Here is an 11910-nt window from a genome sequence, read left to right as displayed (position 1 = left end):
GCCTGCACGGCAAACAAAGCAGGCAAATCTGACAAGCTTTGGATGATCCGTGCTGAAAAGCCGTGGTGTTGGCAGCGGCGCAGGCTAATCCTTGTGGGGCGCATCCAGCGTCAATGCGGCGAAATCAAACAGCTTGGGGTCGAGCAGATGCGACGGGCGCGCATTCATCAGCGACCGGAACATCACCTGCCTGCGCCCGGGGCTGTTGCGTTCCCAACCATCAAGGATCTGCTTGACCTGCTGGCGCTGCAGCCCATCCTGCGAGCCGCACAGATCGCAGGGAATGATCGGATACTGCATGGCCTGCGCGAATTTTTCGCAATCGACTTCGGCCACATGGGCAAGGGGGCGGTAGAGGAACAGATCACCTTCTTCATTGACCAGTTTCGGCGGCATCGTCGCCAGACGACCACCGTGGAACAGGTTCATGAAAAAGGTTTCCAGAATGTCGTCGCGGTGATGGCCCAGCACGACGGCGGAACAGCCTTCTTCGCGGGCCACGCGGTACAGGTTGCCGCGCCGCAGCCGCGAACACAAAGCGCAGAAGGTGCGCCCCGCTGGCACCTTGTCCATCACGATGGAATAGGTGTCTTGATATTCGATCCGGTGCGGCACGCCCATGCGCGCCAGGAATTCCGGCAGGACGGTTGCGGGAAATCCGGGCTGACCCTGATCGAGATTGCAGGCCAACAGATCGACCGGCAGAAGGCCACGCCATTTCAGCTCGTAAAGCACCGCAAGTAGGGTATAGCTGTCCTTGCCGCCCGAGAGACAAACCAACCATTTCGGCACGGTCCCGTCACTGCGACGTTCGATCATCCCGTATTGGGTGATCGCTTCTCGGGTCTGGCGCACGATCCGTTTGCGCAGTTTCTTGAACTCCGTCGTGGTCGGCGCGCCCTCGAACAGCGGGTGTATTTCGGTTTCATCCAGCATAGTTGCGCTATGCCAGATTGCAGGAACGCTGCCTAGAGGCATCCGAACAGGTCCACCGGACGTATCAATGAAAAGACGGAGTGAATAATGCGCCTGATAACCCTCGCGACCCTGATGTTACTGGCCGCCTGCACGGGCAAGCCGTCATTCGACGACCCTGCCCTGAGCGACCGGCAGCTGAACCTTGAGGAATTCTTTGACGGTGATCTGGTCGCCCACGGCCAGTTTCAGGACATCCTCGGCACCGTGCGGCGCAGTTTTGTTGTGACCATCGCGGGCGATTGGGACTGCGAACGCCTGCGGCTGGTCGAAGATTTCACATATGAGGACGGAGCCACCGAACAGCGTATCTGGACATTGGTGAAAACCGGCGATGACACATGGGACGGCACCGCCCCCGGCGTGATCGGCACGGCGACAGGGCTGGAACAAGGCGACAGGTTCAACTGGCAATATGAAATCGACCTGCCGGTGCCGTCAGCGGATGGCACCGCCGAGACGCTGCGCGTGACCTTTGACGACTGGATGTGGCTTTTGGCCGATGACCGGTTGCTTAATCTGGCCTATGTCAAACGCTTCGGGTTTGATATCGGCACGGTCACAATTTCATTCGAGAAGCTGGATTAATCCGGCACATTGTCGATCCCGCTGCGCCCCCAGGGGTGGCAGCGCAGGATCCGCCGGAACGCCAACCATCCACCTTTGATAGCGCCATGTTTTTCCAAGGCTTCCAGCGCATAGGCCGAACAGGTCGGATGATAGCGGCAGTTGAACCCAACCCATGGCGAAAAGATCAGCCGGTAGGCGCGGACTGGCAAGGAAAGGATGTAAGCAAAGGGGGTCATGCGTGCACTTTGCGCAAGGCGCGGCGCAGATCCGCGACCAGCGCGTCGAATGGTAAGGACGCGGTCACATCATGCCGCCCGACCAGCACATAATCCCAGCCATCACGGCCCTGTTCCGGCAGCACCTGCCGCGCGACTTCGCGCAGGCGGCGTTTGGCGCGGTTGCGGGCCACGGCATTGCCGACTTTCTTGGAACAGGTGAAACCAACGCGTATCCCCGCAGCCTCGCCCCGCGCACGTTCGCGGGCTTGCAGGTGGATACCGGGCGTGCCCTGCCGCAACGCATGGGATGCCCGCACAAAATCCGCGCGCTTGGTCAGAACCGTCAGACAAACGCAAACCGCCGGAGCGCCCGTGTCAGGCTCAGCCGGCGGTTTCAAAACGCTCAAGACGAAAGAAGAGCGCTTACGCGCTCAGCTTTGCACGGCCTTTGGCGCGACGTGCATTCAGGATCTTGCGACCTGCTTTGGTCGCCATGCGCGCGCGAAAGCCGTGACGGTTCTTGCGAACCCGGTTGGATGGTTGGAACGTACGCTTCATCGCGTGTCCTCCGGTTGGTGGCCAAATCCTGAACGGGATTCGAAGCCGTATTACATGTCAGACCTGCTCCTTAGAGGGGGCATGGGATGCTGTCAACGCGCTTGCGGTGCCAGCCTGCAACTTCGCGCAACTTTCTGGGTCATAGACTGAAACATCCGCCTGCTTTGCATCAATGCCACGTGAAGTGGCTATCCCCGCCCCCTGGAACACGCCATCAAGCAGCACACAGGTCACGCGGCCGGCCATGGTATCGTAGGCATTACCCGGTTCCGATGACGGTCCTGTGCGGCAATAAAGGAATCTGACCCATGAACCGGATCACAACGGACATCTGCATCATCGGCGCGGGCTCTGGCGGGCTGTCGGTCGCGGCGGGGGCGGTCCAGATGGGCGCACGCGTCGTGCTTATCGAAGGGCACAAGATGGGCGGCGATTGCCTGAATTACGGCTGCGTGCCGTCCAAGGCGCTGATCGCTTCGGCCAAGCAGGCCCATATGATGCGGCATGGCGCGCCATACGGGATCGGCGCAGTTGCCCCAACGGTCGATTATGCCGCCGCCAAGGACCATGTGGCCGACGTGATCGCCACCATCGCGCCTGTCGATAGCGTGGAGCGGTTCACAGGGCTGGGCGTGCATGTCATTCAGGACTACGGGCGCTTCATCTCGAAAACCCAAGTGCAGGCGGGCAACACGATCATCACCGCGCGGCGTTTCGTGGTGGCGACAGGGTCCAGCCCGCTGGTCCCGCCGATCCCGGGCCTTGCGGATGTGCCCTATCACACGAATGAAACCATCTTTGATCTGCGCGAAAAGCCCGACCACCTGATCATCATCGGCGGCGGGCCCATTGGCATGGAACTGGCGCAGGCACACCGGCGGCTGGGCTGTGACGTGACCGTGGTTGAAGGCGCAAAAGCCTTTGGCAAGGATGATCCCGAAACCGCCGCCATCGTGCTGGACAGCCTGCGCGCCGAAGGCGTGGTCATCATGGAAGACGCGCAGGCCGAAAAGATCAGCCAGAAAGACGGCAAGATCACCGTGCAGACGGCAAAAGGCGATGTCACCGGCACCCATCTGCTGATCGCGGTGGGGCGCAAGGTGAATACCGACACCCTTGATCTGCAAAAAGGCGGCATTGCCTATGACCGCCAAGGACTGAAGGTCGGCCCAAACTTGCGATCCGTCAGCAATCGGCGGGTTTATGCCGCAGGCGATGTGGCGGGCGGGCTGCAATTCACCCATGTCGCAGGTTACCACGCCAGCGTGCTGATCCGGTCGCTGCTGTTCGCGCTGCCGTCCAGACAACGGACCGACCATATCCCCTGGGCGAGCTATACCGATCCCGAACTGGCACAGGTCGGCCTGACCGAAGCACAGGCGCGAAAGAAATTTGGATCAAGGCTCGAAGTGGTGCGGTTCGATTTCCATCACAACGACCGCCTGATCGCCGAACGCAAGACCAAGGGGCTGATCAAGGTAATGGTGGTCAGCGGCCGCCCTGTCGGCGTGTCGATGGCGGGGCATTTGGCTGGCGAATTGATCGGCATCTGGGCCATGGCTATCGCCAACCGGATGAAAATGTCCGCCATCGCACAGACTGTTCTGCCTTATCCCACCGTGGGCGAGGTTAACAAACGCGCGGCAGGTGCCTATTTTAGCCCAAGACTTTTTCAAAACCCCAAGGTAAAGCGGGTTGTCGGTCTGGTGCAGCGCTGGTTGCCCTGACCTCAGCGAGGGACGATGGTCAATTCTCTTTCAGGGCGATTTCTGATCCTGACAATCATCTTTGTGATGATCGCGGAAATCTTTATTTTCGTGCCATCCGTCGCGCGTTTCCGCGAAGATTACCTGCGCGCCCGGCTGGAACGGGCGCAGATCGCGTCGCTGGCTGTCGAAGTGGACGCCATGATCAGCCCCGCATTGGAAGCAGAGCTGCTGGAAAACGCCGAGGTCTATAACGTCGTGCTGCGGCGTGACGAAATCCGGCAATTGGCGCTGTCGTCGAAACTGCCCGCGCCGATTGCCGCGACTTATGACATGCGCGCGCCGTCAGGGGTGACGCTGATCGCGGATGCCTTGGGTACGCTGGTCCAGAAAGAAGACCGGATCATCCGCGTGATCGGCAATCCGGTGCGCGACGGCGGCCAGCTGATCGAGATCACAATGGACGAACGCCCGATGCAGGCGGCGATGCGCGAGTACGGGCGTAATATCCTGATCCTGTCGGCCTTTATCTCGGTCATGACGGCTGGTCTGTTGTTTTTGTCGGTGCAGATCCTGCTGGTGCGCCCGATCAAGGGCGTCGTGGCGCATATGCAAAGCTATGCCAAGGCCCCCGAAGATGCCCGCCAGATCATCACCCCCACCGCACGCGTGCGCGAATTGCGCGACGCCGAAGTGGCGCTGCAAATGATGCAGACCCAACTGACCGGCGCATTGCGGCAAAAGGAACGGCTGGCGCAGCTTGGCGGGGCTGTTGCCAAGGTCAGCCATGATCTGCGCAATATCATGACCTCGGCGCAATTGTTCACCGACCGGATCGGCGGGTCCGACGACCCGTTGGTCAAACGGATGGCCCCAAAGCTGGTGAATTCCATCACCCGCGCGGTGAACCTGTGCGAAACGACGCTGGCCTTTGGGCGGGTCGATGAACCAGCACCGGCGCTGACCCGCGTGAACCTGTCGCGCATCGTCGAGGATGTCATCGACAGCGAAAGGCTCGCTGCGGGCGATTACCCTTTGTCCTTTGCCGAAGACATCCCCGCCACGATGACCCTGCGCGCGGATGGCGAACAATTGTACCGGGTGATCTTTAACCTTGTGCGCAATGCCCGTCAGGCGATCATGGCCACCGGAGAGCCCGGCGAGATCGGCCTGCACGCGGACGAAGATGAACTGATCTGGCGGCTAACCGTGCGCGATACCGGACCGGGGATGCCCCAGAAAGCCCGCGAACACCTGTTCCAGCCGTTCCAGGGCGGCGTGCGCAAGGGTGGCGCGGGTCTGGGCCTTGTGATCGCGGCCGATCTGATCCGCGGCCATGGCGGGCGGCTGGAACTGCGAGACACCGGCGCACGGGGCACGACCTTTGTGATCCAGCTGCCCAAAGCCGACCTTGCCCTGGCCGATACCGCGCAATAACAAGAATTCCGTTTTGCCCCTTGCATCATCCAGCCCCTGAGTCTAAATCCAGCCTCACGCGGATTGGTAGCTCAGTTGGATAGAGTACTTGACTACGAATCAAGGGGTCGGGGGTTCGAATCCTCCCCAGTCCGCCAGTAAAATTACTTAAATGCATGGTATTACACGAATAATTGGGCTGATGACCTTCCTTGTCCCCAGTTTTGTCCCCAAAAGTGCTTTTGCGCTTGCGTCAGTACCCCACTCCAACACAAAAATAAATGCACACCGCCAGACCCCACCCTAGGGGTACCCCCCTGACGCAACACGACACCCCTTTTCACCTATACAAACGATTCCACACGAACGGTGAGGCGTTCTGCTGCATATGGAACTGGTCACGGTGTGTGGATCATACCAAGGGCCAGCATGGCCCCCTCAAGCGCACGCAGCTCCCTGAGCGTCTCTGCCCGTTTACGCCTGATCTTACGTGTTTCCCGGCCATGTATGGTCTTGGCCTGCGCGCAACGCTCTCGGCCTTGCTGGGTCCTTGCACCCGTAGACGCGCCCCCATGCGTCCTGCACACGGCCTTGCCGCGCATCGCAGGCTTGCAGCACTGCACACCGCTGCGCTTGCTCTTGGCCTGACAGCGCGCAGCTACAGCGCCGAAACTGGTGGTGAAGGGTTCTGCCACGGCTCAGATCTCCCGCCTGCCAACATCGCCGTATGGTACCAGAAATAGTGATACTTTGTTAGCTTTCATCATGTCGCCTCTCATCCATGCTGATCGCATGATCGGATCCGTGTGGCGCAGGCGATGGCTGCGCGATCCCCCGCAATTACGCAAAGCTGAAGGCCTCTGGTGTGCCGGTGTTGGATGTTTGATCGCGAAGAAGGCCAGACATTTCTGCCTGGCCCGCTTGCCGCAATGGTCGCACTGTAGGTTACGACGCTTCAGCAGTGCCGGCCTTTAATGATATCGGAGTGTAGGCTCCTCCCGAGCGTGGCGGCCATTGCGGCCGTCCCAATATTGGATACGTCCAGCAATGTTTCTTGCGTCAGATGTGCGTAACGCTGCGTGGTCTTGATCTGCGTATGGCCCAAAAGCATTTGTACTGCATAGAGTGAACTGCCATTATTGACGAGCAGGCTAGCAAACGTGTGTCGCAAATCGTGCATGCGGACGTCTGGCAGCCCCGCTCTCCTGCGTGCTATGTCCCACGCGTAGTAAATATGGACATAAGGTTTGCCCGTGTTTGGGTTTCCGAAAATATACTGCGACCGTGACACGTCCTGCATTTGTTGCAGTACCGCCATAGCCCCGTCATTGAGGGGGACATGCCGTGCATAGCCAGATTTAGTTTCAGGTATGCGCCACTTTCCCGTTGTCATGTTGATGTCATGCCACGTCGCGTGCAGGACTTCATTGCGCCGTGCGCCTGTTAGCACGAGGAAGGCGACAATGTGCTTGAGCATGATATTTTGTGAGCCGCAGACCTCGTCATATAGCCGGGCCATCTCTTCAGCCCTGACATACCGCTCTTTCTTGTTGTTCTCCTTGAGCAGACGAACGCCGTGTGTCGGATTTTCTGTAACGCCTGCGATCTTCCAGTCGCGCCATGCCAGGTTGAACATATAACGCAACAATATCAGCCGACGATTGACCGACCCAGGCGCTGCCCCCGCCTTCAAGCCTGCCTGCTGCATGTTGAGAACATCCTCGGTACTAATCTCATCAAGATGCATTTTGCCAAACGTGGGGATGAGGTGGGTGCGGATCAACGTCTCGTCTGTTTTCCATGACCGCTTGTTGGCCTGTGAAAACGGCATGTAGCGGTCCTGCGCAAAATCCCCAAAAGTAGGGACCTGCCGCTTGATGGACTTCTCAGCCGAAGGGTTGATGCCCATCGCAATCTTGTTCCGCATGCGGCCACAAAGCGTCCGGGCCTGATGCAAGGTCACATGCTGTGCGTCAGCCAGTTTCGCGTAGCGGGTTTTACCTCGGGTGTCGCGGTAGCGCAGATAAAACGTCCGCCCACCTGAGATACGCACCTCCAAACATAGGCCGTTCATCGACGTATCGAAGTATGTCTCTTTGCGTTTGCCTTCTGGGCAGAAGGCGTCGGATACGAACTGGGTGTCGAGTGTAGCTTTTGGCATAAGAGGCCTCCAAATGAGTAATAAATGAGATACGACACCAACGCTTCACCCGAGGCGCAAGTACACCATAAAGCTGGCCGCAGTCCTCAGGGCCGGTAGGTCAATGTTAGGTATTTCTCAGGTCACGTTTGCTCATGATATGGGCATCTCGAAGTCCAGGTCAGCGCGAGCAGAAACAGCCGCGAGATCCATAGCCGGTGAAGGTTCAGACTATGCATTAAGCGTATTTCGCCGCGCAGGCGTGGTTATTGGCCTGACAATAAAGGGCGATCTCCGTCTCACTCTGCCCGATGACAAACTGCATTTGATTGCAGCGGCAATGTATGCGGATGTGGCCACGGATGAAGTGATTGAGTATACCCCACCTGAACACAGGCCATAAAACCACACCTGATGGACTAGGTATAAATTAGGTCCGATAAAATATTGGGGGTCTAAGGACTGCTCGATGTCAAATAATACTTAACTTTTGAAACTGTCGAGCTTGGTCGCTCACTACAGGTCTTGATACCATTGTTGGTGGGACTGGTGCGGACTCGATCTCGGCAAGCAACACGACTTTGAATGCTGGCGACAGCGTTACTGGTGGCGCGGGTGCAGACGTCCTGGCAGTGTTCTCGTCGGCAGCAGCTACACTCGGTGGTTTCGTGGTGACTGGCGTCGAGACGATCAGTGCATCCTCGAACAGCGCCACTGCGACGGACGTTTTGTCTTTGAACCTCGGGAGCGTGACCGGTGAGACCGATCTGCGCGTGACGGGTTCGTCGTCCAGTGTAACTTTCACGAATACCGATAATATCGCAAACCTGACCTTGTCCTACAATTCTGCCGGTAACGTTATCGTTGCATACAATACGTCGACTATTGCCGGAACAGCAGACGTTCAGAGCCTCACAACAACCGACGCAACCAACGGTGTCGTTACGCTCGCTGGTATCGAAACAGTGAACATAGCAAACTCCGGCGTCTCGACTATCGCAACGCTGACAACGGCCGCTGCAACTACTGTGAACGTTACAGGCTCCGGCACCTTGACGCTGACTGACATCGACGACGTTACAACAACTCTGAACATGAGCGCCTTCACAGGCACGTCTGTGACGGGTGGCTACGGCGCCGTAAACATCGCTGTTACTGGTGGTACGGGAAACGATACCTTTATTGTGGACATGGCGAATATCACGTCGCTCGACACAATCACGGGTGGCACAGGTACAGATACACTGCGGATTAATGACTCGATGACGACCGCTGCTGACGTGGCTGGCATCACTGGTATTGAAGTCGTAGAGCTCCGCAACACCGGTACTGGTGCGAACGATGATACCGTTGATGCAAGCATTTTTGCAACGGCATCTATCAATATTCGCGTTGCCGACACCAACGACGGCACAAATGCAGAGCTGGTTACTGTCTCTAACGCTGGTTCAACTCAGTCAATCACGATGACGGACAGCACCGAAACAGAAGTGAACGACGCCAACGATGGTGTAAGCCTTACCGTGACCCAAAAGGCCGGTGTTGGTGGTTCCACAGATGTGCTCAACTTGACTTTGTCAGGTGAGACAGTTCTGGCAGTTACCGCAAACGAGTATGAGACAATCAACATCGCCACTGCTGGTACTGTTGCGTCGTCCGTCGCAACCTTCTCGGCCACCACTGCCCAGAACATCGTGATCACGGGTAGCCAGGCTCTGACATTGACAGCCGTTGACATGGAAGAGCAGGCGGCGTCGCCTCTTGCAACATCAAAGATTGATGCATCGGCCTTCACAGGCGCGTTGACCCTGACCGTCACAAACGACGAGGGCGATCAGATCATTACTGGCGGTTCCGGAAACGATACCTTTACTCTCGGTACTAGCTCATTGGACAGCGATGACAGTATCATCGGCAATGGCGGCACAGACACGTTGGTTGTGACGAACTTCACAGGCGCAGCAGGTGAGGTCAATATCGACGTAGAACGTCTGACACTCGAACTGACGACAGGCGCAGCATCTTCTATTGACCTTCGGAACGCCACAAGCCTTCAGCGGGTTACCGTTGATCTCGATGCCACTGACGAGAATATCACCGTTAGCAATATTGCGTCGAGCGCCGCTGTAATCCTCCAGGATACAACTGCTGCAGACACTGATGTGGTAATCTTGAGTGGCATAACTGGCGATACTGATCTGACAGTAACTTTCTCGGATGAGGCTGGTGCTGCTGACTTTAATGCGGCCCTGACTGCCAACTACGATAACCTCACGCTCGCAACCAACGACAGCGCTGACGACATCACGGTGGCAGTTCTTTCGGCAACGACCCTTGATAATCTGACACTGACTGGTGCAGGCGATATTACTATCTCGTCAGCAACCAATACAACGTCGCTCGACGTCCTCAATGCCTCGGGTGTAACTGGTGCGATCACACTTACCTCGCTTGCCCGCGATGGTAGTGCCGTCATCACTCTGGGTGCAGGGAACGACAGCATTAACTTGGTCACCACAAGCCATGCTGGTAACACGATCGCTGCTGGAGCTGGCACTGATACGCTCGTCATCAGTGGAGCATCGACTTCGAACATCGTAATCAATCTGGCTAGCACTACCGACCAGATCACTAACGTGTCGGGTGCAGCGAACTCTGCGGCGCAAACTGGCTTTGAGAATGTCAATGCGTCTAGTGTTACAGTCTCTGGCGTCAATGTGACTGGTAGTACCGTGGCTAACACCGTAGTTGGTACCGCTCAAGCTGACACAATCACGGCTGGTACTGGTGCTTTGACAGTTACCGGTGGTGCAGGTGACGATGTGATTACTCTTGGGTCAAGCGTGGACACTGTTGTTCTGACTGCTACAGCTGCATCGGCATCGGCTGGTGGCGCAGATACCATTGTAGGCTTTACCGCTGGTACGGGTGGGGATGTGATGGATATTAGCGCCTTTATCGGCGCTGCGTTTACGGCGGCAAACTTCGATAGCGCGACTAATGCTACGGGTGATGGCGCCCTGGACGACCTTCACGTAGAGCGAGTGGAGTACGCTGGTAACATTGCTGGGCTGAATTTCGGTACGGCTGGTGCCGCTAACTTCGACTTGGTGTTTGGTACAGCAGTTTATCTGTCAACTGACGATAATAGTGCGAAAACCATCATCGCCGTTCAGGGCGACGATCAGACACACATCTACACGCAGACTGATCCAGGTGGTGCTCTTATCGATGCCGGCGATATCACTTTGATTGCTATTTTGTCTGATGTGACAAACGCTACTGACCTGGTCGCTGCAAATTTTGCATAATTTGTAGACTAGTTATAACATTTCTAGGGTCGCCCCCAAGGGCGACCCTTATTCGTTTGAACTGATAAATTGGAAGACTATGCCCCGTCATGAGCTGATCTCCAAATCAGGCTTTGCTACTCAAGCGCTGCGGCGTCACAGTAGCTTTGCCTTTGCTGCTACTGATGCCGTTGCGCCGTTAGTATTGACGGAACTGGCCAAGGCCTGCATGTGTCTCCCCATCGCCTTCATCCAACAAAAAGACGCCTTCGTCCCCCATGCCGTGCAGGGGCTGGAACAGGGCCGCAACCTGTTCGTGGTCAACGGCAAATGGGTCGCACCCTACACCCCTGCTGTGTATCGTGGGTACCCGTTCGCGGTGACAGAAGGTGAAGACGATCAACTCCATCTGTGCATCGACATGGACAGCGGTCTGGTGGGCGCAGGCGAGGGTTTCGACCAGCCATTTTTCGACGACGCAGGCGAGGCCGCGCAACCGGTCAAGGACGCGCTGAATTTCCTGCAACAGATCCACCGCAACCGTGCTGTCACCAAGCGTGTGTGTGCAGCCCTTGCAGCCGAAGACCTGTTCCAGCCCTGGCCCCTGAAAGTGCAAACTGCAGATGGCGAACGCAATATCGAGGGTCTGTTCCGCATCGACGAGGCGCGGTTGAACAGCCTCGATCCTGACGCGCTTCATCGCGTTCATGCCGCCGGTGGCCTGCCCGTAGCGTATTGCCAATTACTCAGTATGTCGCATGTCCAGACGCTGGGCCTGATTCAGCGGAAGCTGGCGGAAGTCAAAAACCGGATGCCAGAGATGTCAGATCAAATCGACGTCGACGGCATTTTGCAGCGGCATAAATCCTCCGAGCCAGAACAGACCTTAGAACCGATCGAAAACGATAATGTCGTGAATATTGCTGCAGACGAAGGTGATTTTGATCTATCAGCGTTTGTGAATCCCAAGCAAAACGATTAACCGTCATGGCAGCAAAGCGACCAGATCGCACCGCAGGTCGTGAACAAAACCACAT

General features: G+C 57.1%; 12 protein-coding genes and 1 tRNA gene. 7 read left to right on the top strand and 6 right to left on the bottom strand.

The annotated features are described in order from the left end of the window. Positions 1-84: 84 nt before the first annotated feature. Positions 85-936 carry a tRNA 2-thiocytidine(32) synthetase TtcA gene (gene ttcA, locus SKA53_RS00430; protein ID WP_007204046.1) on the bottom strand — a complete coding sequence of 284 codons (852 nt, stop codon included), beginning with the start codon at positions 934-936 and terminating at the stop codon, positions 85-87. 87 nt (positions 937-1023) lie between these two features. Here ttcA and SKA53_RS00425 point away from each other — a divergent pair, with 87 nt between their 5' ends. Beyond that, positions 1024-1563: a DUF3833 family protein gene (locus SKA53_RS00425; protein ID WP_007204045.1), complete on the top strand. Its 540-nt coding sequence runs from the start codon at positions 1024-1026 to the stop codon at positions 1561-1563. Here the strand turns inward: SKA53_RS00425 and yidD are convergent. The 3 genes from yidD to rpmH are packed head-to-tail and all read right to left on the bottom strand — an operon-like array spanning position 1560 to position 2321. Beyond that, the gene (gene yidD / locus SKA53_RS00420) at positions 1560-1781 is read right to left on the bottom strand and encodes a membrane protein insertion efficiency factor YidD (RefSeq protein WP_007204044.1); all 222 of its coding nucleotides are present in this window, start codon (positions 1779-1781) and stop codon (positions 1560-1562) included. The genes SKA53_RS00425 and yidD overlap by 4 nt on opposite strands. After that, entirely contained in the window at positions 1778-2161 is a 384-nt protein-coding gene (gene rnpA / locus SKA53_RS00415; RefSeq protein ID WP_040483032.1) for a ribonuclease P protein component, read from the bottom strand. Before rnpA ends, yidD begins: the two co-directional genes overlap by 4 nt. Before the next feature lie 25 nt (positions 2162-2186). Continuing rightward, positions 2187-2321, bottom strand: coding sequence for a 50S ribosomal protein L34 (gene rpmH, locus SKA53_RS15085; RefSeq protein ID WP_007204042.1), 135 nt, complete (start codon positions 2319-2321; stop codon positions 2187-2189). A 308-nt stretch (positions 2322-2629) separates the two neighbouring features. On the opposite strand from rpmH, the gene SKA53_RS00405 reads away from it, so the two are divergent. From SKA53_RS00405 to SKA53_RS00395, 3 genes are all read left to right on the top strand, one after another. Then, on the top strand, positions 2630-4048 hold the full coding sequence (locus tag SKA53_RS00405; protein ID WP_007204040.1) for a dihydrolipoyl dehydrogenase family protein: 1419 nt from the start codon (positions 2630-2632) through the stop codon (positions 4046-4048). Between the two features lie 15 nt (positions 4049-4063). Next, entirely contained in the window at positions 4064-5464 is a 1401-nt protein-coding gene (locus SKA53_RS00400) for a sensor histidine kinase (RefSeq protein ID WP_007204039.1), read from the top strand. A gap of 60 nt (positions 5465-5524) precedes the next feature. Further along, a tRNA-Arg gene (locus SKA53_RS00395) sits at positions 5525-5601 on the top strand. A gap of 240 nt (positions 5602-5841) precedes the next feature. On the opposite strand, the gene SKA53_RS15810 is transcribed toward SKA53_RS00395, so the two are convergent. Together SKA53_RS15810 and SKA53_RS00385 are read right to left on the bottom strand one after the other, a co-directional pair. Beyond that, positions 5842-6138, bottom strand: a complete 297-nt coding sequence (locus SKA53_RS15810; RefSeq protein WP_431607682.1) for an HGGxSTG domain-containing protein — start codon at positions 6136-6138, stop codon at positions 5842-5844. 260 nt (positions 6139-6398) lie between these two features. Further along, the gene (locus SKA53_RS00385) at positions 6399-7604 is read right to left on the bottom strand and encodes a site-specific integrase (protein ID WP_007204037.1); all 1206 of its coding nucleotides are present in this window, start codon (positions 7602-7604) and stop codon (positions 6399-6401) included. Positions 7605-7707: 103 nt separating this feature from the next. On the opposite strand from SKA53_RS00385, the gene SKA53_RS15365 reads away from it, so the two are divergent. From SKA53_RS15365 to SKA53_RS00375, 3 genes are all read left to right on the top strand, one after another. Beyond that, positions 7708-7986, top strand: coding sequence for a hypothetical protein (locus tag SKA53_RS15365; protein WP_131494557.1), 279 nt, complete (start codon positions 7708-7710; stop codon positions 7984-7986). A gap of 178 nt (positions 7987-8164) precedes the next feature. Then, positions 8165-10894, top strand: coding sequence for a beta strand repeat-containing protein (locus SKA53_RS00380; RefSeq protein ID WP_007204036.1), 2730 nt, complete (start codon positions 8165-8167; stop codon positions 10892-10894). A 79-nt stretch (positions 10895-10973) separates the two neighbouring features. Next, entirely contained in the window at positions 10974-11855 is an 882-nt protein-coding gene (locus SKA53_RS00375; RefSeq protein WP_040482713.1) for a SapC family protein, read from the top strand. Positions 11856-11910 lie beyond the last annotated feature (55 nt).

It is taken from the genome of Yoonia vestfoldensis SKA53 (assembly GCF_000152785.1).
GTDB lineage: Bacteria > Pseudomonadota > Alphaproteobacteria > Rhodobacterales > Rhodobacteraceae > Yoonia > Yoonia vestfoldensis_A.
Note: the sequence above shows the minus strand (reverse complement) of the source record. Positions and strands in the feature narration are given on the sequence as shown.

Coding starts and splice junctions, on each gene's coding strand:
- ttcA (WP_007204046.1), bottom strand. CDS start 936: ATGCTGGATGAAACCGAAATACACCCGCTGTTCGAGGGCGCGCCGACC.
- SKA53_RS00425 (WP_007204045.1), top strand. CDS start 1,024: ATGCGCCTGATAACCCTCGCGACCCTGATGTTACTGGCCGCCTGCACG.
- yidD (WP_007204044.1), bottom strand. CDS start 1,781: ATGACCCCCTTTGCTTACATCCTTTCCTTGCCAGTCCGCGCCTACCGG.
- rpmH (WP_007204042.1), bottom strand. CDS start 2,321: ATGAAGCGTACGTTCCAACCATCCAACCGGGTTCGCAAGAACCGTCAC.
- SKA53_RS00405 (WP_007204040.1), top strand. CDS start 2,630: ATGAACCGGATCACAACGGACATCTGCATCATCGGCGCGGGCTCTGGC.
- SKA53_RS00400 (WP_007204039.1), top strand. CDS start 4,064: ATGGTCAATTCTCTTTCAGGGCGATTTCTGATCCTGACAATCATCTTT.
- SKA53_RS00385 (WP_007204037.1), bottom strand. CDS start 7,604: ATGCCAAAAGCTACACTCGACACCCAGTTCGTATCCGACGCCTTCTGC.
- SKA53_RS15365 (WP_131494557.1), top strand. CDS start 7,708: ATGTTAGGTATTTCTCAGGTCACGTTTGCTCATGATATGGGCATCTCG.
- SKA53_RS00375 (WP_040482713.1), top strand. CDS start 10,974: ATGCCCCGTCATGAGCTGATCTCCAAATCAGGCTTTGCTACTCAAGCG.